We start from the raw sequence: 25,511 nt of genomic DNA on the forward strand, positions 1-25,511 counted from the left end.
TGCTTTTTAGAATAATTAATCTAGTACATCAACTGGATCGGTTGAAAATTTAAAGATGCTATTTCTTTAATTAATGGATCCATAAAGTGTCTACGGCCAAGTATCTTTTGATTTTCCTGTGTTTCTATAAATTGTGATACTTTTTCGAAATTTTGATTTTTAGGGTAGGCAACTAGATGATAGGATGCATCCTTAGTATTAGATATATTGGTTTTATCAAATGAATAAAATCCATATCTAGCGAACTTTTCGAAGCTTCTAAGATAGTTTTCAACGCTAAAGTCTCTGTTTAGCTCAAATTGCCTTCTATAGACTATATCTTGTAAATTTGAGTTTACTTCAATTTCTTCATTTTCAAATTTAGAATAGAACTCATAAATAGCCGGGTTATTCTTGGTTAAGTTTATCAGTGACCATGGGATTTCGGCTCCGCCAGTTGCAATATGTATCTTTACTGTTGAAGTAAAAATAAACAAATCATAATCGTAATAAGTTGAGGGCTTATACATTTCCGAAGACGAATTTACAAGTTGAACATCTTTCTATAATTTGGGAAGTACGGGGTCTGTAAGCATTGGTAAATTCAATATCCTTTAATTGTGAAATTTTACTTTTACTGTTCAATTGATATGCGGCCTTAATTTCAGCACATTTACCAATAATATTAAATCTTCCGTTTTTATTTTTTTTTGGACTCCTCGCCCCTACATTTCCTAACAGTTTCAATTTTGAATTTACCGCTCCAAATGTCTTATAATTATCAACAAATCCTTGTGAAGTTCCGATAGTGCCGTGTTTTTCAAATCTTGCTCCTATAATACATGCAATATAGTGATAGTGTTCAAGATAAAGTTTATATGGCAATTTTTTTCTTCTGGAAAACTGAGAATGGTTTTTATAGGTACTCTCCATTTCCCGAATATAAAAAAGGATCAACTTTTTCAAAATGCCTTCAATATCAGTAATATTCTTGTTTACTAAATTCGATGACATTTTTTTTACCGTATAAGAATTTACCGCCGTTATAACCTCTGAAATGTTCATCTATAATTTTAGTTAAGAAATTTTAATGTTGTATATTACACATAACAAATAGTAGTATATTTATCTTTATTTCGTCATTTATTTTTAAAAAAGTTAAGATATAAATCTTTTTTATCTAATAAGTGCGGTAAGTGTATGTCTTTAGCATCTTGATTAGCAAATTTTAAAATACGAGTTTCACTCTCTAACGGTTCTATAAATTTGCCAGGCATCACTTCCAAGAAAAAATCAAGTTCGTCTTCGGGAATACCAGACGGTTTAATGTCCGAAAACACCAAATAAAAATAATATGAATTAGGCGTTGTAAAATACTTTACTCCCTGACGTATTATAGCAAATAATTGCCCGCTATTCGCGAATTAAGAAAATACTTAATATAACACACTTAGGTCAACATCAATGTAATCATCTATGTAATTTTCAATCACTGGATGTTTCCAATAAATTTTAGTTATCCATTCTCCATCTCCGGTGTGCGGATCAAATATATCATAGAACCGTTGTCCGCAAGCTACTATATTACTACTGGTGGATTTATCCAAAACTTTTGCACTTGATATAGAACGCTTTAAAATTTCTTGACTTGAATCAGCATCTTCGGGAAGATTGGAAAGCATGTATTCAAAATCAGGAATATACCAATCTGTACACGTTTCTTTAAGTATACTATCATCCTCCGGATCTGAGCTGCTCAGTTGAATAATATCTTGGTAAAAATCATATTTTAAACCATCGGATCCTGAGCTTGATGGCATAAAAATTGCCACCTCAAATATTCTCCCCTCACCGGAACTGTCGATTGGGAAATTAAGGTCAAATATATCTGCGATTTCACCTGTATTCTTATCCATAACCACGATTTTATATTTCCGCTTATCCTTTCGCTGAATTGCATCATAATTTTCAAGCTTCTTATAATCAAGGTTGGTTGTGATATCTATCCTACAATTGTTGTCACCGTCGATATTTCCAGAAAAATCACACTTGATACCAAAGTCAAAAGTTGGATCTAGGGTATACTTGTCCTTATACTTGGTATAAAAATCTAACTCTGCTTTTAATCCGTACCAACCTTGTATAGGGAGTTTTGAGCGATAGTTTTCCAGCATTTTATAGGCGGGCAATACGTCATCTCTGTTTAGTATACTGAAAACAATAGCCTTTGTTTTATTGTATAGTTCAGCCTCGTGCATTAGTGTAAACTTCTTGTTATATTTAATAACTGATGATACAGACCATGCTCCACTGCTTTCACCTCTTTATAAGCTGGGATATCTTCAGGGTTAATATTCTTGCTGCGCGACGCGGTTTCAAGATCTTTTAAGTCTATTAATACAAAATCGTAGGCAGCTTTTAAATCAGCTAGAGATAATTTATCAATTTCCATATTTATTCTTAAAAAAAGTTATATAGCTAATTTATACAATAATTTACAAGGAACTTTAATCATTTTAATATTTAAAATTAGATTACACTATTGGTAGTAGGCCACAAGAATCTATATGATAAAAATTCAAGATGGGACTTAGGTCGAACCCTAAATAGAAACCGAACACGATTACATGATTGTCCTTGCTAAAAAGAAATCGCCATGAATTTGCCAAATCTAGATACGTAAAAGCACTAATCCCCAACAGGACAACCAAACCGCTAAATTTAAAAATTACCTTACAAATTATAACAAAAAATAGGCTAAATTCTTCAAATCCTGCATAAGATGGTTTGAAATTTGTCCTGTTGGGGTCACCACTCTAGACAAAATCACAAGTCATCAGAAAGTCGCAAAATTGATGAAATTTAGTTAAAAGCTTTATATTTTCATATATAACCGCTATCATGAGTTTACAAACGTCTAATTAACAAACTGATGGTTTGTTTGTGATGTTTTTCGTTATTTCGATAAAAGCTGTACCATATATATACCTAAACACACTAAATTCAGCAATAGCAAGGCTTGCTAATTTCTGCATCGATAAGTTATTGCTTTGCAATAAACGCTTAATGGGTGGCATAACTATTATTTCCGGTTACTTTCTCTATTTCGATTATGATTGTATTTCAATACTTCTGATTCAATTTCCTGTATTGTTTTCTTCTTTCCTTTCGAAATCCATTCTAAAAGTTCTTCTTTAAAAAAATACAGTTTTTTGCCATATTTATAGGATGGAATTTTTCTCTGCCTTACAAGAGCGTAAATTGTAGGTTTTGCTTTTCCTATCAGCCGGCTTGCTTCTTCAATACCAATGGGAATACTTAATTCTTTAGATTCAAATACCTGAACATTCTGAATCAGAAGTTTAATCTCGCCGATTTCTTTCACTAAGTGTGCTACTGCTTTGGGCAGGTTCTCAAAAGATATTTCATTTATGTCCATACCTATCGTGTTTAATAGTTAAGGTGCAAATGAAAAAAGTGTTTCAGCTGTGTGCTTCATCACAGAGGAAACACTCGAAAAACACGGTGCTTCACAATGATTTGCGTTTAAAAATCTCTAAAATCTGCAATTATCTTTATAAGCCCTTTATGTTCATCGTCTTTGAGATGCGTTTTTATGCTATTCTCTTCAACATCTTTTAAAGCGTTAGCAAAACTCAGTTTTAAAAATTTTGCGGCTCTTTCCTGCCTGCTAACTCTAAAAAAATTCCAGATATTCCAGCCAAAATGATATAAATCGAGATTGGACAAATCTTTTACTTTTACCGGTTTAATCTTTTCGAAATTTAGGTCTTCAGCATATATAATCAGATTCTCACACAATTGCTTCAAATCATCGTCTGATGTATATAGTGCAAATTGCTTTTGTGCGTAACGGATGGCACTATCAATTCTAGCTAGTCTTTGATTTTTGACTATATTTTGATGCTCCTCCCTAACCAGTTTAATATCGATGTCTGAATTTTTATTTTCAGCCAATTCGGGTTCAACTAAAGCATCCAGCTGCTTCACTTGTAATTTCTCAAAGCCTTCACTCGGAATTGGGTTTTCTGGAGATTCGTTTTTTTTAGCCTTTAAAAAACGCTTCAGTAATCTTTCAGCCAAATCGTTAAACAATAAACTTAGAATTGCAAACACTAAAATTCCAAATCCACTGCTGATCCAGAAAAATACACCTGCTGTATACTGATCTATACCTATTTCAATCAGCACAGATCTTACCATCACGCCTATAAAAATACAGACCAAAAAAACAGACAGATAAACTGTAATATATTCGAAGTACTTTATTTTCATGGCTCTTTCTTTTTTAAAGATTCCAATTGAATTGCCTGCGAAGCTCTGTTTTTCTTCTCATCTATCACTTTTGCGTAGATTTGAGTAGTTTTTACATTGGTATGCCCCAGCATTTTACTGACTGTATAAATGTCTGTCCCGCTCGACAGCTGCAAAGTTGCAAACGTGTGGCGGAAACAGTGAAAGGTAATATTTTTTTTAATACCTGCAGACTCGACCCATTTTTTCAGAGGCCTTGAAATCCATGATGGGTCTGTAAGATCTTCAAAAACAAGCTGGTCGAGATGTCGTGGTTCTCCGCAGAGCTGGAAAGCCTGCTCAGAAATAGGCATATATTCGACACCCTTTGTCTTTTTCTGAGTGAAATGCAATTTAGCCATACCGTTTTCCACACTAATCTCTTTCCAGCGTAGCTTCTGAATGTCCGAATGCCTCAGACCTGTAAGCGCTGAGAAAAGCGCTGCCCTTTTAAGGACATCCTTTTCACATGGCGTTGATGCCAACCCGTTCAATTCTTCTATTGTAAGATATTCGCGTCTTGATTCCTGTTCCGGGATGCCCTTTATTTTTGAAGCTAAATCAACAGTTAAAAATCCGTCGATAAAAGCCTGCTTCAAAGCCGCTTTAAATATAGAAAAATATGTTGCCGCAGTGTTGCGCGAAATGGTTCCTTTTTTGCCTCCTCCGAGCGGTGCAGCCAGCAAAAACAGTTTAAAATCTTCCGCCATTCTGCTGTTAATCTGGGAAAACATTAGACTGCCTGATGAATAGCTTTTTAAAATCTCTTTGGTCCGATCCCAATTTATTTGAATAGATTTTGAACTTCGCGCGTGCCTTTTAGCCGCAGTCTCAGCTAAGTATTTAATAAAATCCTCTTTGCCTCTTTCTTTCTGTTCAGCCAATAAGGTCTCAGAGTCAGTGAACAAATCTATGTTGTCGTATTCTTTCTGCCGTATTTTACGCACCCCTTCAGCATACAGCATTATCTCTCGATCGCTCTCGCTTCTACACATGATTATTCCGTTATCGCTGCGTCTTGGCTTGTAGGATTTTATTCCCTCTGCATCTGTACGGGCAGTTCTTTTTTTGTCCCACTCCACTGTTGTTACTGATCTGTTTAAATATTCACGGATCCTTTGCGGAGTATCCCTTCCGAAAACTAGGACAGGATAACTTTCTATGTAAACATACCATTCTTTTCGGTCTTCTGCTTTTCGAAGACGTACAGTCACCTTGGTTTTTGCTAATTGTTTCATATAAAATCATTTCCGTTATATAAATTATCAATTTCGCCTTTTGGAGCATATACATGTTTTCCGATCTGTCTAGTGGGGATTGAATATTTCCTGATATGGCTGTTAACTGAACTTTCAGATATTTGAAATCTTTCGGATATTTCCCCAATGGTATAACAGTCTTCTTTTTCAAGGCTGTATAATTTCTTCTTCGGTGCGCTCTCAGGCTGCGGCAGGTTGCGGGCAGGTCCGAACATTCCTTCCATAACGCTGCGGTCTATCCGTACAAGTCTAGTCCCCAGATTAACTGATGGAATTTTTCCCTGGTCAACAAGTCGGTAAAGGGTTCTTTTGGCAATGCCAAAAAGTATGCCAGCTTCAGGAACAGAAATAAATGCCCTGCTCTTTGGTATTTTATCTGCCCGCTCTTTGACCTCTGCTTCATCTTTACGCCGCTTCATCTTTTGTTTGTATGCTTTCTTACTACATATATGAGAGCAGTAAACAGAAGCCACTGTTTTCGGCAAAAATTCCACACCGCAGTTAAGACATTGTTTATTTATTCTTTTCATCGCCCATATATCTCCATTAAGGTACCATAAGTATACATAAGTGCCACATTGTCTCCTTTTAAGTGCCGGTACAAATGTGGTACAAATTTATAATCAAAAATAAGTAAAAAATAGTAGAAACAAAAAGTAATGAAAATAAAAAAACCACCGTAAACTTAAAGTTCACAGTGGTTTAGCTTTATTGCTAACCGATGTTAATCAGTAACTATTTCACTTCTTCAAAATCTACATCCTGTACGTTGTCGCCTTCAGGTTGTGCACTTTCAGGTTGACCCTGTGGTGCGCCTTGAGCGTCTCCGCCTTGTTTGTACATTTCTTCCGATGCATTTTTCCATGCTTCGTTAATCCTGTCTAAAGCCGGCTGTATTGTAGCTACGTCTTTGTTTTCGTAAGCTATTTTAAGCTCGGTTAACGCCATACCAATGGTACTTTTGTTACCTTCAGATAGTTTGTCGCCAAACTCAGCTAATTGTTTTTCTGTTTGGAAAATCATAGCATCAGCCTCGTTAAGTTTTTCAACTTTCTCGCGGGTTGCTTTATCAGCATCAGCGTTAGCTTCAGCCTCTTTACGCATCCTGTCGATTTCTTCAGGAGTTAAGCCTGATGAAGCTTCGATACGGATATCGTGTGATTTACCTGTACCTTTATCTGTAGCCGATACTTTGATGATACCATTGGCATCAATATCAAAAGTAACTTCAATTTGCGGGATACCCCTTTGTGCAGGTGGAATACCGTCTAAGTGGAAACGGCCGATACTTTTGTTATCTGTAGCCATTGGCCTCTCACCTTGTATAACGTGTATTTCTACTGATGGCTGGTTATCTGACGCCGTAGAGAATACCTGAGATTTTTTAGTTGGTATAGTTGTGTTAGACTCAATTAATTTAGTCATAACGCCACCCATAGTTTCGATACCAAGAGAAAGCGGAGTAACGTCTAATAACAATACGTCTTTAACGTCTCCTGTAAGTACACCACCTTGTATGGCAGCACCAATTGCAACAACCTCATCCGGGTTAACACCTTTAGATGGTTTTTTGCCGAAGAATTTCTCTACTTCTTCTTGTATTCTTGGTATACGTGTAGAACCACCTACAAGTATAACCTCGTCGATATCTGATGTAGAAAGGCCAGCATCTTTTAATGCTTTAGCTACCGGCTGCATAGAACGTTTTACAAGTTCGTCTGCCAATTGCTCAAATTTAGCCCTTGTTAATTGCTTAACTAAGTGTTTTGGACCTGAAGCAGTAGCAGTAACGTAAGGAAGGTTAATCTCAGTCTGTGTAGAAGAAGATAACTCAACTTTAGCTTTTTCTGCAGCTTCTTTTAGGCGCTGTAGTGCCATTGGGTCTTTACGAAGGTCTAAACCTTCTTCGCTGTTAAACTCGTTTGCTAACCAGTCGATAATTACCTGGTCAAAGTCATCACCACCAAGGTGAGTATCACCATTAGTAGAAAGTACTTCAAAAACACCGTCTCCAAGCTCAAGGATAGAGATATCAAAAGTACCACCACCTAAATCGTAAACAGCAATTTTCTGGTCTTTACCGGCTTTATCTAAACCGTAAGCAAGAGCAGCAGCAGTAGGCTCGTTAATAATCCTTCTAACTTTAAGGCCAGCAATTTCTCCGGCTTCTTTAGTAGCCTGACGCTGCGCATCGTTAAAGTAAGCAGGTACAGTAATAACGGCTTCTGTAACTGTGTAACCAAGGTAATCCTCGGCAGTTTTTTTCATTTTTTGCAATGTCATTGCAGATAACTCCTGTGGAGTGTAAAGGCGTCCGTCGATATCCACTCGTGGTGTATCGTTGTCTCCCCTTACCACACTGTAAGGTACATTGCCTGCTTCTTTAGAGCTTTCGGTAAACTTGTTACCCATAAAACGCTTAATAGAAGCGATGGTTTTTGTAGGATTGGTCACTGCCTGTCTTTTAGCCGGGTCACCAACTTTGATTTCTCCGCCGTCAACAAAGGCAATTACTGACGGAGTAGTTCTTTTTCCTTCAGCATTAGGGATAACTACCGGTTCGTTACCTTCCATAACGGCAACACAAGAGTTAGTTGTACCTAAGTCAATTCCGATTATTTTACTCATCTTGTTATAAATTTATTTTATTTTTTAATTACAATTCTTAACCTTGACATGTAGTAGACAATGATTGTGCCAAAGATATTTATTATGCAAATGGCATAAAAATATGACAAGATGACACAAACAAGTTACTAATTCAATAAATATTCATTTTGTAAATAAAATTATCAATGATTACTTATTTTGATTAAGAAATTTCTCGAATTTTTATTGAAATTAAATAAATATAATAAATTTGCACGCCTTCCGGATAGTATAATTATCTGACTTTGATTGCCATTCAACATAAATTACACATTTACTACTACTCATGGGTTCTATAGATTCTATTACATACAGGCGTTTTATAATATTTGCGGGCCTAACAGTTACACTACTTGGCATACTGGTTATTTTTGGCTGGCTAACCGGCATAAGCATTTTAACCAGTATAGTACCTGGATATTATCCTATGAGGTTTAAAACAGCTTTTTGTGTAGCTGTGCTGGGTATGGCTTTACTTAATTTTAAATACAACAATAAAGTAGGCACCCCGGTAACAAGAATACTTGCCCTATTAATAACAACCTGCTGTTCAGTAGCCTTAGTACAGGAAATTTTAGCCTATACCACACACAAGTACCCATTATTTAATGCATATAAACAAGCAATTAGCGAAAATTACATACACCCGGGTGGAATGTCGGCACTTACCGCGATTTGTTTTGGCGTTGTGGCAACATCTGTTTTTATTATTAGCACCTCTAAAAGCTATTATAAAACCGTATTGCAATACTGTTTGCACATTGTAACGTTAGTAGCTTTTGTTGTTTTAATAGGCTATATATTTAATGTGCCTGTTTTTTACAGGCTATCTTACTTTACTGCCATGCCTTTTACCACTGCTATAGCATTGTTGCTGCTGTCTGTTGCAATATCGCTGCTAAACCCCGATAAAGGTATTGCGGCTATTTTTAGCGGCAACCTTATTGGCAATGTTATGGCACGAAAGCTTTTTTTGCCAATGCTTACTGCCATACTGTCTATTGCTTACCTGCATTTTTTAAATTCTAAGTACCAATGGATTGAAAAAGAACTTAGCATTGCGCTGCTAACCATATCGTTTATAATTATTATTTTGTTATTAGTATGGCAAACCTGTACCCTGCTTAATAAACTGCATCTTAATAAAAAAGTGGCTGTAGAAAACTTTAGGCTTGGTGTTGAGTCTTCTCCGCATGCGCTCATAATATCCGATGCCAATTCTAATATAGTACACATTAACCCGCACGCCGAAAAACTCTACGGTTACAGCCGTAAAGACCTGGCCGGCAACAACCTTGAGGTTTTGATACCCGAAAAACTGCGACAGAGCTACCGTAGTATGAACGAAAACTTTTTTAAATCGCCCAAGGTTATATCATTAGGTATAGACGAAGAGTTGTTTGCTAAACATAAAGATGGTACCGAGTTTCCTATAGAATTGGTGTTGACACCCGTAAAAACAAGTAAGGGCAATATGGTGCTTACATCGATTACCGATATTACCCAAAGAAAAACGAACGAAAGTATTATTAAAACCCAGCTTATAGAACTAAAGGTTAAGAACAGAGAGCTGGAGCATTTTAATTACATAGCGTCGCACGATTTGCAGGAACCGCTTAGAACGGTGTCTAACTACATTATGCTGCTGGAAGAAGATTATCCTGAATTAATATCTGCCGATGTTAAGGCACACCTGCAAGCTATGGGTGCCGCTACGGGCCGAATGAGCCATTTGGTACGGTCGTTATTAGATTTTGGTAAACTTGGCAATAACAGAACGCTAACCCTGACAGATTGTACTTTACTGGTTAATAATGTTATTGCCGATTTAAACAGCCTTATTACATCCAGCAATGCCTTAATCACTATCACCACAGAGTTACCCCCGCTGTATGCTTATGATACAGAGCTAAGACAATTGTTTCAGAACCTTATAAACAACGCTATAAAATTTGGTGAAAAAGGGCAGCAGCCTCAAATACAAATTAGTTGTACAAAGCATAACGGCTTTTTTATGTTTGAAGTTACCGATAACGGTATTGGCATTGATGCCGAGTACCGCGAGGGCATTTTTAATATATTCGAAAGGTTAAATAAAAACGATAATTTTGAAGGCTACGGTATTGGCCTTGCTAACTGCAAAAAAGTAGCCGACATGCATGGCGGTAAAATTTGGGTGGAGTCTGAACCCGGAAATGGCAGCACTTTTAAATTTACAATAGCAGCACTTAAGCCATGAAATTAGTTAACTGTATAATGCTTGTAGACGATAATAAGATCGATAACTTTTTTCATGAAAGGGTTATTAAAAAATACGATCCGCAAATAAAAACAGTTGCTAAAACAATGGCAGAAGATGCTTTGGGATATTTATCATCAGAGGTTAACATTCCTGACATTATAATTTTAGATATTAATATGCCCGGCATGGATGGCTGGGAGTTTATAGACCATTACAAAACCCTGGATGCATCTTTACAAAACAGCCTTATAGTGGTAATGCTAAGCACGGGCCAACCAGACGATTTTGCTTTAGCTAAAACACAGGGCATCCTCCATGATTTTAAAAGCAAGCCTTTAACCATAAAGGCACTCGAAGAAATTATAGCCAAATACCAAAGCAATTAGGCCATTCTTATTACTCGAAATATTCGAAAGCATCTATAATATCAAGGTAAACTCCATCAAAACCGGCAGCCAGTATTTTGCTTAAATACGAATCAGAATTTTTATATACAATACCCTGCCAGTCGGCATTCCAGTACTGTACTTTATAATTACCGGGCCAGTCAGGATTCTCGGCGGCAATCCACGATGGTTTAGTGCTGTTCCAGGAGGCATCCCAGTAATAGCGGTAATCTTCGGCCTCACCAATAGACATATAGCAAATAACTACACGTTTGCCGCCGTTGGCCTTATTTTTTAGCTGGGCTATCTCGGCAGCCGTAAAAGTGACATCTTCTAAATACAAGTCCATTATAAGGGCATCGTAATTAGTGGCGCAAACGGCATTTATAAAGGCTTGTTTAGAGCTATAATTTTCGGGATTGATTAAGTATAGAAAGTTCTTAGCCTGAGATAACGATGTTATTACATCGGCATTTTCGTTACGCGGTGCCGATGCCGGAATAACATTTAGCGCCCTTTCTGGCGCAGCATACGATATATAGCCCGAAGCCGCATTGTTTTGATAGGAGGTAGTAATTTTGGATGGCGTACTAACATAATCGGTCACCAAAATAGTATTGCCGCTGTTTTTAGAAATATCAAGGTAGCTTTTAAGGTACGATACCGTTTCGGCAGGTGTTGCCTGATCGTCGTTATCATAACCAAAAAGTAAATCTTCCTGACCATTGGCGTCTATGGCATTAAGGTAAGCAGTGGCAGGCGCGCCATCTTCTTCCCCTTTTGTAGTTACAAGCTCAATACCGTTTTGCGGAATTATAAAAAAGTCGGCATCGACAGCTTTGGCCGTCTGGCTTATGCCGATAACAAAGTCGCGCATGTCCTGCTTAAAATCACGGTCGCCCACAGCTCCGGATGTATCTTTATCATCATCATTATTACTGCATCCAACAATAAGGAGAACCAGTAAAGCCATAGCTGCATTTTTCATAAAAGGGAGTTTAAAACTATAACCCCAAAGAACGGATTTTATTTTATGAAGTGATTTTTTAAGATGCGGTATCCTGCTTATCTTTAATTTTTGTCGATGATGGTGTTACCCAAATAATTATTGCCTGCATAATAAGATAGGTATAATAACCATAAGTTATATTTACCTGAAACGTATTCCTTATTATAAATACCATAAAGGTAAAAAGTGCACTAAACAAAACTATGGCTGTGTACAATACAATTTTATTATTTCTGCGGACAGCCGAAACTATCTGTGCAATATTCATAAAAAATAGCAAGACGAGCAGTACTATAACTAATTGTTCCGGCAGGTACGTTCCCTGATCAAAAAAAGTTATGGCACGTTCCCAAAGTATATCCAAACCACTTAGCCGGTCGTAGCTTATGTGGCTGTAGCCATCTTCGCGGGCTTCATCAACACTGGCATCTGATATTATCTGCACAAACGGCAGCGTCAAGGCTATCCCGCCCAGTATAGTAATTATGTAAAGGTATTTTCTTAAAAATGCTTTCATAAACTCGCTTTTACAATTAATGCACTAAAAACAAAGCGTTACTAAACAGCAGGTTGCCATTTTCCCAAAAACCACGAAACAGCGGATTATCTACCATATAAATTACCTGGCCACTACCCTTTTGTTCTACAGCAAAAGTTACGGTATTTTCCAGTCTCTTTTTAAGGTTGCTGCCGATGAAGCCGAAGCTTTTATATTTTGCCGGGATATAAATGGCATTCTGCACTCCTTTAAGTAATTGATAAGATGCCGATGATGTTTTCATACTAAAATAACTACTGCCCAGCCCGTAACAAAGCGGGTTCGAAGCATCAATAACATTCTCTACTATAGCCCCTGATACCGACCCCGAAAGCCCTCTCCTCAGCATACTCTCTGTAGTAAAAAAACGGGCATCAAGGCTCTCTTTGTCGTCCAGTTCTTTCTCTGTTACCTTACCCGTTTCTTCGGCAAATTTGGTAAGGCTGTAGCCGGTGCGGTCTTCAAAAATATTCAGGGCACTGCCTATAGCTATTACCTTGCCCCCATTATTAATAAAGGTGTCAAGTTGCATTTTCTCGGTATCCGAAAAATCATACCAGCCATCGGCCAGTATAATGGTGTTAAATTCAGAAAACTCCACACGTTTAAGGTTTTGAATATCTACAATACTAACCGGATAGTCTATAATCTCGTCCATATAAAACCAGGCCTGCCCAAAATCGGTAGCGCTAACATCGCTGCCCGATAGCAGCAGCACTTTTGGTGCTTTTAGCAGCGGATACGATTCGGCACCCAAATCGGCACCGCTTACCGCAAAACCGCTTTCTATAATCTCAAAATCGCGTTTGCCTTCGAGCATTACGTTCATGGTTTGCTCAAATTCTGTCAAATTAGGGTTATCGCCTTTAAGGATAACCAAATCGCCCGGACTCACTTTTATGCCCCTGTACAAAGCCGCCTTAGTAGCAGACCGTACATTGATCTTATTTTTATGAAGCAGCGAAAGTACCCTTGCCGATGCCCTGCCATTCCACGGAACGTAGTAGGCATATACCCTTTCGTATTCAAACTTGCCTTTGTAGCTTACCTCTTTTTTTGTTGATACCTGAATAGCTCTTTTTACAGCGTAGCTCTCAACCCCAAAAGCGTGTGGTAGTGCCCATGCTGTAATATCGTAAGACAGGCTATCGCTTAAATGCTGTACCGGCTCAAACAAAACCTGTGTAAGCACCGCTTTAGGCTGGTTGGCACTAACAATAAGGTCGTTAGGTTCTAAAGTAAAATCTTTATCCTTATCTGCCTGGTAGCTGTACCCCGACAGTTTTTTAGTTTCGTTGGCATACGCAAACTGAATTTTATTCCGCGTAAGCAGTTTAGCCAGTTCTTCGTTCTTGCCGCTGTTCTTAACAATATATGTTTCGTATTTGCCTTTAGGATGCTCGCGGCTGTCTTTAAAATAGGCCCTGAAGTTTTTAATAAGCTTATCTTTTTGCCATGCCGTAGTTTCTACCGCAGTTAAAACCGCTGTGGTGTGGTGCGTAATCCTGTCCTGTAGTGTAAGTATGCCACCGTTGCTCATTTGCACGGCACGGCCTGCACCAATGCCACCCTGCTCATACGTCATGCCTACCGCCCCGTTAAAGGTTGGATAGGTATCGCCATAACTGGGGTAAAACAGGTCGAACACCTCGCGGGTGTAGTAGCTCCAACCCTGGGCATCAAACTTTTTGGCCGTCATTTCGCCAATAGCGGTATGAAAATCTTTTTGCGACTGCGTAATAAAATCGTGCATAGGCTCTGCCGGCGGCGGAAAAAAGTACGGTTCATCATACCCCATTTCATGCACATCTACATGCACCATGGGCATCCAATCGTTATATAGTAGCATCCGCTGGCGGGTTTCGGGCTGTACCTGCCACGCCCAGTCGCGGTTAAGATCGTACGCATAATGGTTTTGCCTGCCACCGGGCCACGGCTCCATGTGCTCCCTGTCGTTAAGGCCGGGGTGGGTATCTTTACCGCTAACAGTACGCAGCCAGTTGCCATAGCGCGAAAACCCGTCGGGGTTAAGGCAGGGGTCTATAATTACAATGGTATTTTGCAGCCACTCTTTAGTAGCCGCGTTATCGGGATTAATAAGCTCAAAAGCTACATTCATGGCGCTTTCGGCCGCAGCCGGTTCATTGCCGTGCACATTAAAGCTAAGCCATATAATGGCTTTATCGCTCGTGGCAGCGGGTTTACTATCCGATAATCCTGCCTGGTACAAATGGTTTTGGCGGATGTTCTCTAAGTCTTTTAAATTTTGCGGGGTAGATATATAATAGGTATTAAGCCCCCTGCCCTCGCTGGTTTGCCCGTAAGGCTTGTGTTGTATGTAATCTGAATTCTGAACCAATTGTGCAAAGTAGCTTTCCAGTTGGTAGTAGTAGGTTACCTGTTTACCGTAGTTGGGTAAAAATTCGGCGGGGCTTTTAAGCTGTGCCTGCAATGTAAGGCTTAGCAACAGTATAAATACCGAAAATAATTTTTTCATGTTGTGCGGTTAAAAACCCAAATGTAAGGAAATTTACAGTGCCTTGTAATCCTAAATAATATGTTGTTATATTTGTTTAAATCAATGTTATATGATACGACTGATACCTTTTGCTTTATTAATAAATTTTATAACTTGTTTTGCCCAGCAACCTCAATTTAACGTGACTGCAGATACTGTTCATGTAAATTTAAAAGGCAATTTATCCGCGGCATTTCTCACTGATAATAAGTATTATGCCCTTTTTGAAACCGACTCCACAGTTAGCACCGCTCCATACAAACAATTTTATATTATCTCTAAAAAAGGTGTTGTAGAAAAAGATATAGCGCTACCCAAAGTGCTTGACAGCTATGGCTATAAAATTTATTTTAAGAATGATAGCATTATATTAAATAACGTTATCTTTAAAAAAGCATTTTATTTTGACAGGCAAAAATTGACATTTGAGCCAATTAAGCCCACAGAGAATTTTATTTATGAAGACGCCAACTATTGCGTTACATACACTTATAGTGGAGAATGGGGTGGAACAACATATTTTAAACATAAAATATCCGGCAAAAACTATGAGGTAAGTTCTTCCAGACCAACTGTTGTCAACAAGATACGCAACAAATATTTTGTTACCGATTATATGGGGCACATGATGGGGCAATCACAAGTATTTGAAATTGAAAATCCTCTATTAATGAACAAAAAAATTGAGAGAGTAACGCGTAGAAATGAAAGCAAATCTAACACAGGAAAAAAAACATTAATAGATATTTTTGAAGTGTATATATCAACATCATTGGTTATAGATAATACTCTTTACCACTTACATTATAGTAAAAACAAAACCTACATATCTAAAATAAAAGATAATCAATTAGAGCCAATTTTTAGCTTTAACCAAAATGCAGGTTCAATACTACAGCAACAATTTGATACAGATAGCCAGTTTTTAATATCCAAAAAATACATGAGCAACGATTTTTGTTTCATGGAAATCAATAATACAAACATTAGCCTGCGTTACTTTATTAACGATTATAAGTAGTACAATAATTATATGAGTACAATAAAGTAGATTTTCCGGTAAAATTTATTAGGCATTCATAAGGTTATTTAAGCCAATCTTTGCGCTGTAATTCTTATCTTTGCGTGCTTTAAAAAAATAGATACCAATGCGCATATCCTATAACTGGTTAAAACAATTCATTAAATTAGACTGGAAATCAGAAGAAACGGCTGCCCTGCTAACCGACCTTGGCCTTGAGGTTGAGGGTGTAGACAAATTTGAGTCGCTTAAAGGCGGTCTTGAAGGTGTTGTAGTGGGCCACGTGCTTACCTGCGTGCAGCACCCAAATGCCGACAGGCTTAGGGTTACTACCGTAGACCTTGGCGATGGCATACCTGTGCAAATTGTGTGCGGTGCGCCCAATGTTGCTGTAGGCCAAAAAGTGCCTGTTGCTACTATTGGCACCACGCTGTATGATAAAGACGGCAACGGTTTCCAGATTAAGAAAGGCAAAATTAGAGGCGAAGACAGCCACGGTATGATTTGCGCCGAAGATGAATTGGGCATTGGCGAAAGCCACGACGGTATTATGATACTTAAAGACGACCTAAAGCCGGGTACCCCTGCTTCTACCGTTTTTAATATTGTTACCGATGAGGTTTTTGAAATTGGCCTTACCCCTAACCGCGCTGATGCCATGAGCCACCTTGGCGTAGCACGCGACCTGAGGGCAGGGCTTACACAAAAAAATGTACAGACAGAACTTATAACGCCTTCGGTTAGTAACTTCAGGGTAGATAAACGTACCCTAAAGATCGACATTAAGGTAGAAGATAATAAAATGGTGCCGCGCTATTGCGGGGTTACTATTAGCGGCATTACGGTTAAACCGTCGCCGGACTGGTTACAGAACAGGCTTAAATCTATCGGGCTTACGCCGAAAAACAACGTGGTAGATGTTACCAATTACGTTTTACACGAATTGGGCCAGCCACTGCACGCCTTTGATGCTGCAAAAATTAAAGGCCTTAAGGTGTTGGTAAAAAATGCAGTTGAGGGTACTAAATTTACTACCCTTGATGATGTTGAGCGCACCCTGAGCAGTGAAGATATTGTTATTTGCGACGAGAACGGCCCTATGGCTATTGCCGGTGTAATGGGCGGAAAAAAATCGGGAGTATCTGATGGTACGTCGGTTATATTTTTAGAGAGCGCTTACTTTAACCCGGTATCAATTCGTAAAACGGCAAAACGCCACGGCATTAGCAGCGATGCATCGTTTAGGTTCGAGAGGGGTATCGACCCAACCATTACGCAATATGCGCTTAAACGTGCCGCCCTGCTTATACAGGAAACTGCCGGTGGCGAGATTACCTGCGACCTTGAGGATATTTACCCTAAAAAAATAGAAGACCATTCGGTTTTTCTTAGCTTTGATAACGTAACACGTGTCATAGGCCAGGAACTTCCTAAAGAAACCATCAAGAAAATACTGGTGTCGTTAGAGATAAAGATCAGCACCATGTCAGAAAAAGGGCTTGGACTGGTTATACCTTCGTACCGTGTTGATGTAGAGCGCGAAATTGATGTTATAGAAGAAATACTTCGTGTGTACGGTTATAATAACATTACTTTTACCCAAAAGTTTAATGCCTCTATTGCCAACTCATCGCGTACTGAAGATTATAAACTTCAAAACGTTGTTGCCGGTCAGCTTACTGCTCTTGGCTTTAACGAGATGATGGCCAACTCGCTTACAACGCCAGAATATATTAAATTATCTGAGAACCTTAAGGAAGAATTTAACGTGCTTATGCTTAACCCGCTAAGTAACGATCTTTCGGCCATGAGGCAATCGCTGTTGTTTAGTGCACTGGAGGCTGTGTCGTTTAACATTAACCGCCGCCGTGCCGACCTGAAGCTTTTTGAATTTGGCAAGACCTACCACAAAATGCCATCGGGTTATGATGAAAACAAGCATTTAACGCTTACCGTTACCGGAAACCGCCAGGCCGAGAGTTGGGCACACCAACAAAAAAATGCCGATTTCTTTATGTTTAAGGGGTATGTGACTACGATATTAAGCCGACTTGGTTTTAATAAAGTGCAAACACAACCTTTAACCAACGATGTTTTTGCCGAAGGTATTGCACTTGCTATTGGTAACGAGATTATTGTTGAATTTGGTACCATCAAAAAAACGATACTTAAGCATTTTGATATTAAGCAGGAGGTTTTATTTGCCGATTTTAATTGGAATGCCATTGCTAAACTGGTTGCCGGTAAAATTAAGTATACCGAGATATCCAAATTCCCAGAGGTGCGCCGCGACCTTGCCTTATTGGTAGACAACGGTGTTACTTTTGAAAGTATTTTTGATGTTGCCCGCCAAACGGAAAAAGCATTGCTTAAAGACATTAGCCTGTTTGACGTTTACGAGGGCAAGAACCTGCCCGAAGGCAAAAAGTCGTATGCAGTTAGCTTTACCCTGCAAGACAGCAGCAAAACGCTTACAGATGAGCAGATAGATAAGATTATGAATAAGATTAGGCAAAACCTTGAAACCCAAACAGGAGCCCAATTACGATAATACTTATTATACTATAATTAAATGCCACCTTTAACCGGGTGGCATTTTTTGTATGCTGAAGCTATCAATTGTAACCTGAGTTTTATTTCATTTAAACCTACAAGGTTTTTGAAACCTTGCAGGTTGAGAGTACTTGTTACACTACGTTTGCTCCTGCAAGGTCTTCAAGACCTTGTAGGTATTATAATAATCCTGTATTAAATGTATTAGTATGTAAAAAAAATGCCCACGCTTAGCGTGGGCATTTTTAATATAATTAACCAAAGAGTGTTAGTCTTTTGTTTGTTTAGCTTTCATTGCTTTGTATTCGGCAGTTTTATCAAGCGCCTGGTACATACCTGCAAGCACAGATATTACGTACTGATCGTTCGGTTTTACTTTGTGTGCTTTTTCTAAATACGGAATTGCATTGGTGTAAAGGCCTTCTCTTTGTTTTTTAAGTGCTTCGTAACGCTGATTGTCTTTAGCAGTATTGCCAAGCTTGTTCATTTCGTCAACGATTTTCTTCTCATCGCGAATGGCAAGAACACCCAGGTTAACAAGCGCATCAAAATGATCTGGTTTAAGCTCCACAGCCCTTTTGTAATATTTCTCAGCCTCTGCAGGATCTGCAGCAGCACTAACTACACCCAGGTTATAAAACAGTACCGGATCGTTAGGGCTTTTCTGAGAAGCTTCAGCAATCAGCCTTTTGTAACTCGCCATATCGTTAGCTTTAAGGTAAAGCTCAGCCTCGGCAATAATTAGGTTAGTATCGTTAGGGTTAGCTTTTCTGGCATTAGCCATTGCCTGTTTTGCTTTTTCGATCTCGCCTTTTTGGGCATAGATAAGCGCAATGTTCTTAACAATATCTCCTTTTACCGAAGGTATTTTTTCTTGCTGAGGGTTAATATATGCACCCGACTTTACAGAAAGGTCCATTGTTTGCTGGTTAGGAAAATACTCTACTGCTTTAGTTTCTTTATTAGTTGCAGAATAGTTTGTACCCTCGCCGGTAAAACCAACCCTGTCTAACTCTAAGTAATATTTAAGGGCATTGTCATAATCCTGGCCGTTAACGGCCATTGCAGCGGCATTGTAAAGTGCAGAACCGTCTGTTTTATCAACCTCATAAGCCAAAGCATATACAGGAGCAGCCTCTTTGTATTTTTTTTCCTGGTTTAAAGTATTTGCAGTACCAACCACCATATTTTTAATGGTAGGTAATATTACCTCTTTAATATCTTTAGTGTGGTTTTGCTTGCCACCTTTTTCTAATTCCAAAACCTGATTATAATCGGCTATAGCACCCGGAAGCAACGACGGCGCTAACGTTTGGTTCTTTTTAATTTCGCCAATAGCATACTGTGCTTTGTAAAAATAAAAATCAGCCTTTTGGTCGTTAGATGCGCTGCCAATTAAAGGCTCAGCTTTATCTAAAAGTGTTTTATACTCCGGAGTATATGTTTGCGTAGCAGCACCTTTTTCGTTTAATTTTTTAAGTGCTTTAAGCTCGTCTTTTTGTGCAAATGCGCTCATTGATACCAATAAAGACGCTACAAGTGCATATTTAATGTTCATATATTTACTATTTATTCGTTTGTTTCTTCTTCGTCTGTAAAGTCAGCAGGGTCTATATCAAGATCTTCCACATCAGATCCTTCAGGTACAATAATACCATTTACACCATTTTCTGCATCAATATCACCTTCGGCCAGTGCCTCGTCTACTGCTTCTTCTTCGCGCATAACTTTAGTTACAGCAGCAATAGAGTCGTTACCTTTAATATTAATAAGGCGTACACCCTGTGTGGCACGGCCCATAACCCTAAGGTCAGAAACTGCCATCCTGATGGTAAGGCCAGATTTGTTGATGATCATAAGATCATCAGCATCGGTAACATTATTAATAGATACCAGGCTACCGGTTTTATCTGTAATATTAAGGGTTTTAACACCTTTACCACCACGGTTTGTAATCCTGTAATCGTCAAGGCTCGAACGCTTGCCATATCCTTTTTCTGACACTACAAGTATTTCGCTGTTCATATCATTTACAGATACCATGCCAATTACCTCATCTTTATCATCCTGAAGGGTTATACCACGTACACCCGACGCACTACGGCCCATTGGTCGTGTTTTACCTTCTTCGAATCGAACCAGCTTGCCCGATTTAACCGCAATAAGCACCTGGCTTTCGCCTGTGGTTAATTTAGCTTCAAGTAGCATATCGTCTTCGCGGATGGTAATAGCATTAATACCGTTTAACCTTGGGCGCGAGTACTGCTCCAGCAAGGTTTTTTTAACAATACCCTGCTTGGTAGCCATAATTACGTAGTGGCTGTTTATGTACTCTTCGTTCTTAAGATCTTGCGTACAAATAAATGCTTTAACCTTATCGTCGTTTTCTATATTAATAAGGTTTTGTATAGCGCGGCCTTTGCTGGTTTTGGTACCTTCCGGAATTTCGTAAACCCTCATCCAGAAACATTTTCCTTTTTGGGTAAAGAACAGCATGTAGTTATGGTTGGTAGCCACAAACAGGTGTTCTAAGAAATCCTGGTCGCGCGTTGCCACACCCTTTTGGCCTACACCACCCCTGTTTTGCGTTTTGTATTCAGATAGCGGGGTACGCTTAATGTAACCGGCATGAGATATGGTAATAACCACATTTTCATCGGCAATAAGATCTTCTATACTAACATCGCCACCGGAGTATTCTATCTGAGAACGGCGCTCATCGCCATATTTATCCCTAATTTCAATTAACTCCTCTTTAATAAGCTCCATTCTAAGCTCTTTGCTTTCTAATAAGGCTTTTAATTCGGCAATTAATTTCATTATCTCTTCGTACTCGGCACGCAGTTTATCCTGCTCCAGTCCGGTAAGCTGCCTTAAACGCATCTCTACAATGGCACGGGCCTGAATTTCAGATAATTTAAAGCGCTCAATTAATTTATTACGCGCTTCTTCGCCATCTTTAGAGGCTCTTATTAATCTAATAACCTCGTCTATATTATCCGAAGCTATAATTAAACCTTCTAATATGTGTGCACGCTCTTCGGCTTTGCGAAGTTCGAATTTAGTTCTTCTAACCACCACATCGTGCCTGTGCTCCACAAAATAATGGATCATGTCTTTTAGGTTAAGCATTTGCGGCCTGCCTTTTACAAGAGCAATGTTGTTAACACTAAAAGAAGATTGTAGCTGTGTATACTTATATAAGGTATTAAGCACAACGTTAGGCACAGAGTCGCGCTTAAGGATGTATACAATACGCATACCGTTCCTGTCAGACTCGTCTCTAATATTGGCAATACCCTCTATTTTTTTATCGTTTACAAGGTCGGCCGTTTTCTTGATCATTTCGGCCTTGTTAACCTGGTACGGAATTTCGGTAACAATAATGCACTCACGCCCGTCAACCTCTTCAAAGTTAACTTTAGCGCGCACCACTATACGGCCACGGCCTGTTTTAAAGGCTTCGCGAACGCCCTCATACCCATATATAACACCCCCCGTAGGAAAATCGGGTGCTTTAATATGGTGCATAAGCTCGTCTATCTCAATCTCGTTGTTATCTATGTAAGCAAGAGTACCATCTATAACCTCTGTAAGGTTGTGTGGCGGCATGTTGGTTGCCATACCTACCGCAATACCCGATGCACCATTAATTAAAAGGTTAGGCACCCTGGTTGGCATTACCGTAGGCTCCTGTAAGGTATCATCAAAGTTTAACTGAAAGTCTACTGTTTCCTTATCAAGGTCGCTCATAATATCTTCAGATATTTTTCGCATCCTTGCCTCAGTATATCGCATTGCTGCAGGGCTGTCGCCATCTATAGATCCAAAGTTACCCTGGCCGTCTACCAGCAGGTACCTAAGGCTCCAGTCCTGGGCCATACGCACCATGGCATCGTATACAGATGTATCGCCATGCGGGTGGTACTTACCCAATACCTCTCCTACTATCCTTGCCGATTTTTTGTGGGCCCTGTTAGAAAAAACGCCCAGCTCATACATACCAAAAAGTACCCTTCTATGCACGGGTTTCAAGCCATCCCTAACGTCTGGAAGTGCCCTGGAAACAATAACCGACATTGAATAATCAATGTAAGCCGATTTCATTTGGTCTTCTATATTAATGGGAATTAACTTTTCTCCTTCTGCCATAAGTAGTTATATTAAAATTTATAGTTATTTCAAAACGTGCCAATATACGCAATTTTATTACGATTTTGTTGGTTTTAATCAAGATTTTTAAACCATTTATCAACATTGGTGCCTCAAATAAAAGTTCATAAACTAATACAAAAACGCTTTTATTATTCGTATATTTTTTGTCTCTTAGCATGACAGTACTTTTTAAGCAGACTGACAGTGTATTTAAGTAGGTATGGTTTTTGTAAATTCTTAAACTAAATAGTTAAATTTACACTATTAAAGATAACATTATGGATGACAATTTTTCACCAAGGGTCAAGGATGTAATAACCTACAGCAAAGAGGAAGCTCTGCGCTTAGGCCATGACTTTATTGGTACAGAACACTTAATGTTGGGAATTTTAAGGGATGGAAACGGCAAAGCTATTTCTATCCTTAACAGCATACAGGTAGATTTAGAACATTTACGCAAAAAAGTTGAAATATTAAGCCCTGCAAACCCTAACGCTGAGCGCAATAATGAAAAGAAAAACCTTCATTTAACACGCCAGGCCGAAAGGGCTCTTAGAACTACGTTCCTGGAAGCAAAAGTTTTCCAGAGCACCTCTATAAGCACCGCCCACCTATTGCTATGCATATTGCGCAATGAGAACGACCCTACTACAAAATTGCTCAACAAACTAAAAATTGATTACGAAACAGTTAAAGAACAATTTATCAGCATGACATCAAACGAAGAAGACTATATGGAGAATCTGCCAAAAGCGGAGTCCTATAACGACGATCCCGGACAGGATGACAGTATGCGCGAAAGCACATTTAACAACCCTGCTGCCGGCAATAAGACCAATAAAAAATCTAAAACCCCGGTGCTGGATAATTTTGGCCGCGACCTTACAGAACTTGCCGAAGAAGGTAAACTTGACCCTGTTGTAGGCCGTGAAAAAGAAATTGAGCGTGTATCTCAGATTCTTAGCCGCCGTAAAAAAAATAACCCGCTGCTTATTGGTGAGCCGGGTGTGGGTAAATCGGCTATTGCCGAGGGTCTTGCACTACGCATTATCCAAAAGAAAGTATCGCGTATCCTTTTCAACAAACGTGTAGTTACCTTAGACCTTGCCAGCCTTGTTGCCGGCACTAAGTACCGCGGCCAGTTTGAAGAGCGTATGAAAGCGGTTATGAACGAGCTTGAGAAAAACGATGATATAATTTTGTTTATAGATGAAATTCATACCATTGTGGGTGCCGGTGGCGCTACAGGTTCTCTTGATGCATCTAACATGTTTAAACCTGCTTTGGCAAGGGGCGAAATTCAATGCATTGGAGCTACTACATTAGATGAGTACCGCCAGTATATTGAGAAAGACGGCGCGTTAGAAAGACGTTTCCAGAAGGTAATTGTAGAGCCTACTACGGTAGAAGAAACGATTACTATTCTAAACAACATTAAAAATAAATACGAAGATCACCACAATGTAATTTATACGCAGGAAGCTATTGAGGCCTGTGTTAAACTTACAAGCAGGTACATGAGCGAGCGCTTTTTGCCGGACAAAGCTATTGATGCTTTAGATGAGGCAGGATCTCGCGTTCATATTACCAACATCGATGTACCTAAACAGATCTTAGATCTTGAAAGGCAGCTTGAAGAGGTTCGTGAGCTTAAAAATACCGTTGTTAAAAAACAAAAGTATGAAGAGGCTGCTAAACTTAGGGATGATGAAAAACGCATAGAGAAAGACCTTGCTATTGCCCAGGAGCAGTGGGAAGAAGATTCTAAAAATAACCGTATTACCGTTACCGAAGATAATGTTGCCGATGTGGTTAGTATGATGACAGGTATTCCTGTTAACCGTATTGCACAAACTGAAAGCAACAAACTGGCTAAACTGCCGGAGCTTATTCGTGGTAAGGTTATTGGCCAGGACGAGGCGGTTAACAAAATTGCCAAATCTATTCAACGTAACCGTGCGGGTCTTAAAGACCCTAACAAACCAATTGGGTCGTTTGTATTTCTTGGTCAGACCGGTGTTGGTAAAACACAGCTTGCTAAAGTAATTGCAAAAGAGCTTTTTGATAGCGAAGACGCCCTTGTACGTATAGACATGAGCGAGTATATGGAGAAATTTGCCATATCGCGACTTGTGGGTGCGCCTCCGGGATACGTGGGTTACGAAGAAGGTGGACAACTTACCGAAAAAGTAAGAAGGAAACCGTATTGTGTAGTGCTTTTAGACGAGATCGAGAAAGCCCACCCGGACGTTTTCAACATGCTGTTGCAGGTATTGGATGATGGTTTTTTAACGGATAGTTTAGGCCGCAAAATTGACTTTAAGAATACTATTATTGTAATGACGTCTAACGTTGGTGCAAGGCAGCTTAAAGACTTTGGCCAGGGTGTTGGTTTTGGAACATCGGCTAAAAAATTACAGGCCGAAGACCACAATAAAGGTGTTATTGAGGCTGCCCTTAAAAAAACCTTTGCTCCGGAATTCATTAACCGTATAGACGATATTATTGTGTTTAATGCCCTTGAAAAAGAGCACATAGACCTGATTATAGATATTGAGCTTGCCAAGCTGTATGCAAGGATAAAAGACCTTGGTTACAACATTGCGCTTAGCGATAACGCCAAGAACTTTATTGCCGAAAAAGGTTTTGACAAACAGTATGGTGCAAGGCCGCTTAAAAGGGCTATCCAGAAATATGTTGAAGATGTTTTGGCGGAAGAGATCATTACATCTAAAATATCAAGTGGCGATGAGATTTTTATGGATCTTGAAGAGAACGGAACCGAACTTTCTGTTGTTATTAAGAAAGCTGAAAATCCGGCAAGCTAAGCATAAAAGCATTTTACAAAAAATCCCCATTTCTTTTAGATCTGGGGATTTTTTTATGCC

19 protein-coding genes are annotated in these 25,511 nt (G+C 39.1%); 5 read left to right on the top strand and 14 right to left on the bottom strand.

The window, feature by feature from the left end:
* Nucleotides 1–20: 20 nt before the first annotated feature.
* From G509_RS0120065 to dnaK, 9 genes are all read right to left on the bottom strand, one after another.
* Nucleotides 21–509: a hypothetical protein gene (locus G509_RS0120065; protein ID WP_026993177.1), complete on the bottom strand. Its 489-nt coding sequence runs from the start codon at nucleotides 507–509 to the stop codon at nucleotides 21–23.
* Nucleotides 502–1,044: a hypothetical protein gene (locus G509_RS0120070; protein ID WP_026993178.1), complete on the bottom strand. Its 543-nt coding sequence runs from the start codon at nucleotides 1,042–1,044 to the stop codon at nucleotides 502–504. Before G509_RS0120070 ends, G509_RS0120065 begins: the two co-directional genes overlap by 8 nt.
* Before the next feature lie 371 nt (nucleotides 1,045–1,415).
* On the bottom strand, nucleotides 1,416–2,237 hold the full coding sequence (locus G509_RS0120080; RefSeq protein ID WP_026993180.1) for a hypothetical protein: 822 nt from the start codon (nucleotides 2,235–2,237) through the stop codon (nucleotides 1,416–1,418).
* Entirely contained in the window at nucleotides 2,237–2,431 is a 195-nt protein-coding gene (locus G509_RS0120085; protein WP_026993181.1) for a hypothetical protein, read from the bottom strand. Before G509_RS0120085 ends, G509_RS0120080 begins: the two co-directional genes overlap by 1 nt.
* Nucleotides 2,432–3,061: 630 nt before the next feature.
* A complete protein-coding gene (locus G509_RS0120090; RefSeq protein WP_026993182.1) occupies nucleotides 3,062–3,418 on the bottom strand; it encodes a helix-turn-helix domain-containing protein in 357 nt (118 codons plus the stop codon).
* Nucleotides 3,419–3,525: 107 nt separating this feature from the next.
* Entirely contained in the window at nucleotides 3,526–4,275 is a 750-nt protein-coding gene (locus G509_RS0120095) for a hypothetical protein (protein ID WP_026993183.1), read from the bottom strand.
* Entirely contained in the window at nucleotides 4,272–5,531 is a 1,260-nt protein-coding gene (locus G509_RS0120100) for a site-specific integrase (RefSeq protein ID WP_026993184.1), read from the bottom strand. The genes G509_RS0120095 and G509_RS0120100 overlap by 4 nt, the downstream gene beginning before the upstream one ends.
* The gene (locus G509_RS0120105) at nucleotides 5,528–6,082 is read right to left on the bottom strand and encodes a helix-turn-helix domain-containing protein (RefSeq protein ID WP_117590908.1); all 555 of its coding nucleotides are present in this window, start codon (nucleotides 6,080–6,082) and stop codon (nucleotides 5,528–5,530) included. The genes G509_RS0120100 and G509_RS0120105 overlap by 4 nt, the downstream gene beginning before the upstream one ends.
* 205 nt (nucleotides 6,083–6,287) lie before the next feature.
* Complete coding sequence (dnaK, locus tag G509_RS0120110; protein ID WP_026993186.1) at nucleotides 6,288–8,180, bottom strand: molecular chaperone DnaK; 1,893 nt, start codon at nucleotides 8,178–8,180, stop codon at nucleotides 6,288–6,290.
* Nucleotides 8,181–8,487: 307 nt separating this feature from the next.
* Between dnaK and G509_RS23040 the strand changes: the two genes are divergently transcribed.
* Nucleotides 8,488–10,440, top strand: a complete 1,953-nt coding sequence (locus G509_RS23040) for a sensor histidine kinase (protein WP_051200392.1) — start codon at nucleotides 8,488–8,490, stop codon at nucleotides 10,438–10,440.
* Nucleotides 10,437–10,829 carry a response regulator gene (locus G509_RS0120120; RefSeq protein ID WP_026993187.1) on the top strand — a complete coding sequence of 131 codons (393 nt, stop codon included), beginning with the start codon at nucleotides 10,437–10,439 and terminating at the stop codon, nucleotides 10,827–10,829. Before G509_RS23040 ends, G509_RS0120120 begins: the two co-directional genes overlap by 4 nt.
* A 10-nt stretch (nucleotides 10,830–10,839) precedes the next feature.
* Here the strand turns inward: G509_RS0120120 and G509_RS0120125 are convergent, their stop codons facing one another.
* Genes G509_RS0120125 through G509_RS0120135 form a run of 3 tightly spaced genes read right to left on the bottom strand, consistent with a single transcriptional unit; the run spans nucleotide 10,840 to nucleotide 14,873 of the window.
* Nucleotides 10,840–11,817 carry an endo alpha-1,4 polygalactosaminidase gene (locus G509_RS0120125; protein WP_026993188.1) on the bottom strand — a complete coding sequence of 326 codons (978 nt, stop codon included), beginning with the start codon at nucleotides 11,815–11,817 and terminating at the stop codon, nucleotides 10,840–10,842.
* A 58-nt stretch (nucleotides 11,818–11,875) separates the two neighbouring features.
* Nucleotides 11,876–12,355 carry a hypothetical protein gene (locus G509_RS0120130; RefSeq protein WP_026993189.1) on the bottom strand — a complete coding sequence of 160 codons (480 nt, stop codon included), beginning with the start codon at nucleotides 12,353–12,355 and terminating at the stop codon, nucleotides 11,876–11,878.
* Between the two features lie 16 nt (nucleotides 12,356–12,371).
* The gene (locus G509_RS0120135) at nucleotides 12,372–14,873 is read right to left on the bottom strand and encodes a M14 family metallopeptidase (protein WP_026993190.1); all 2,502 of its coding nucleotides are present in this window, start codon (nucleotides 14,871–14,873) and stop codon (nucleotides 12,372–12,374) included.
* 91 nt (nucleotides 14,874–14,964) lie between these two features.
* Between G509_RS0120135 and G509_RS0120140 the strand changes: the two genes are divergently transcribed.
* Both G509_RS0120140 and pheT read left to right on the top strand, forming a co-directional pair.
* Nucleotides 14,965–15,915, top strand: coding sequence for a hypothetical protein (locus tag G509_RS0120140; protein ID WP_026993191.1), 951 nt, complete (start codon nucleotides 14,965–14,967; stop codon nucleotides 15,913–15,915).
* Nucleotides 15,916–16,042: 127 nt separating this feature from the next.
* Entirely contained in the window at nucleotides 16,043–18,466 is a 2,424-nt protein-coding gene (gene pheT, locus G509_RS0120150) for a phenylalanine--tRNA ligase subunit beta (RefSeq protein ID WP_026993192.1), read from the top strand.
* A 270-nt stretch (nucleotides 18,467–18,736) separates the two neighbouring features.
* On the opposite strand, the gene G509_RS0120155 is transcribed toward pheT, so the two are convergent.
* Nucleotides 18,737–20,026 carry a tetratricopeptide repeat protein gene (locus tag G509_RS0120155; protein ID WP_026993193.1) on the bottom strand — a complete coding sequence of 430 codons (1,290 nt, stop codon included), beginning with the start codon at nucleotides 20,024–20,026 and terminating at the stop codon, nucleotides 18,737–18,739.
* 11 nt (nucleotides 20,027–20,037) lie between these two features.
* Entirely contained in the window at nucleotides 20,038–22,620 is a 2,583-nt protein-coding gene (gyrA, locus tag G509_RS0120160) for a DNA gyrase subunit A (RefSeq protein ID WP_026993194.1), read from the bottom strand.
* A 281-nt stretch (nucleotides 22,621–22,901) separates the two neighbouring features.
* Between gyrA and G509_RS0120165 the strand changes: the two genes are divergently transcribed.
* Nucleotides 22,902–25,451, top strand: coding sequence for an ATP-dependent Clp protease ATP-binding subunit (locus G509_RS0120165; protein ID WP_026993195.1), 2,550 nt, complete (start codon nucleotides 22,902–22,904; stop codon nucleotides 25,449–25,451).
* The last annotated feature ends 60 nt before the right edge of the window (nucleotides 25,452–25,511 follow it).

It is taken from the genome of Flavobacterium subsaxonicum WB 4.1-42 = DSM 21790 (assembly GCF_000422725.1).
GTDB classification, from domain to species: Bacteria; Bacteroidota; Bacteroidia; order Flavobacteriales; family Flavobacteriaceae; genus Flavobacterium; species Flavobacterium subsaxonicum.

Coding starts and splice junctions, on each gene's coding strand:
- G509_RS0120065 (WP_026993177.1), bottom strand. CDS start 509: ATGTATAAGCCCTCAACTTATTACGATTATGATTTGTTTATTTTTACT.
- G509_RS0120070 (WP_026993178.1), bottom strand. CDS start 1,044: ATGAACATTTCAGAGGTTATAACGGCGGTAAATTCTTATACGGTAAAA.
- G509_RS0120080 (WP_026993180.1), bottom strand. CDS start 2,237: ATGCACGAGGCTGAACTATACAATAAAACAAAGGCTATTGTTTTCAGT.
- G509_RS0120085 (WP_026993181.1), bottom strand. CDS start 2,431: ATGGAAATTGATAAATTATCTCTAGCTGATTTAAAAGCTGCCTACGAT.
- G509_RS0120090 (WP_026993182.1), bottom strand. CDS start 3,418: ATGGACATAAATGAAATATCTTTTGAGAACCTGCCCAAAGCAGTAGCA.
- G509_RS0120095 (WP_026993183.1), bottom strand. CDS start 4,275: ATGAAAATAAAGTACTTCGAATATATTACAGTTTATCTGTCTGTTTTT.
- G509_RS0120100 (WP_026993184.1), bottom strand. CDS start 5,531: ATGAAACAATTAGCAAAAACCAAGGTGACTGTACGTCTTCGAAAAGCA.
- G509_RS0120105 (WP_117590908.1), bottom strand. CDS start 6,082: ATGAAAAGAATAAATAAACAATGTCTTAACTGCGGTGTGGAATTTTTG.
- dnaK (WP_026993186.1), bottom strand. CDS start 8,180: ATGAGTAAAATAATCGGAATTGACTTAGGTACAACTAACTCTTGTGTT.
- G509_RS23040 (WP_051200392.1), top strand. CDS start 8,488: ATGGGTTCTATAGATTCTATTACATACAGGCGTTTTATAATATTTGCG.
- G509_RS0120120 (WP_026993187.1), top strand. CDS start 10,437: ATGAAATTAGTTAACTGTATAATGCTTGTAGACGATAATAAGATCGAT.
- G509_RS0120125 (WP_026993188.1), bottom strand. CDS start 11,817: ATGAAAAATGCAGCTATGGCTTTACTGGTTCTCCTTATTGTTGGATGC.
- G509_RS0120130 (WP_026993189.1), bottom strand. CDS start 12,355: ATGAAAGCATTTTTAAGAAAATACCTTTACATAATTACTATACTGGGC.
- G509_RS0120135 (WP_026993190.1), bottom strand. CDS start 14,873: ATGAAAAAATTATTTTCGGTATTTATACTGTTGCTAAGCCTTACATTG.
- G509_RS0120140 (WP_026993191.1), top strand. CDS start 14,965: ATGATACGACTGATACCTTTTGCTTTATTAATAAATTTTATAACTTGT.
- pheT (WP_026993192.1), top strand. CDS start 16,043: ATGCGCATATCCTATAACTGGTTAAAACAATTCATTAAATTAGACTGG.
- G509_RS0120155 (WP_026993193.1), bottom strand. CDS start 20,026: ATGAACATTAAATATGCACTTGTAGCGTCTTTATTGGTATCAATGAGC.
- gyrA (WP_026993194.1), bottom strand. CDS start 22,620: ATGGCAGAAGGAGAAAAGTTAATTCCCATTAATATAGAAGACCAAATG.
- G509_RS0120165 (WP_026993195.1), top strand. CDS start 22,902: ATGGATGACAATTTTTCACCAAGGGTCAAGGATGTAATAACCTACAGC.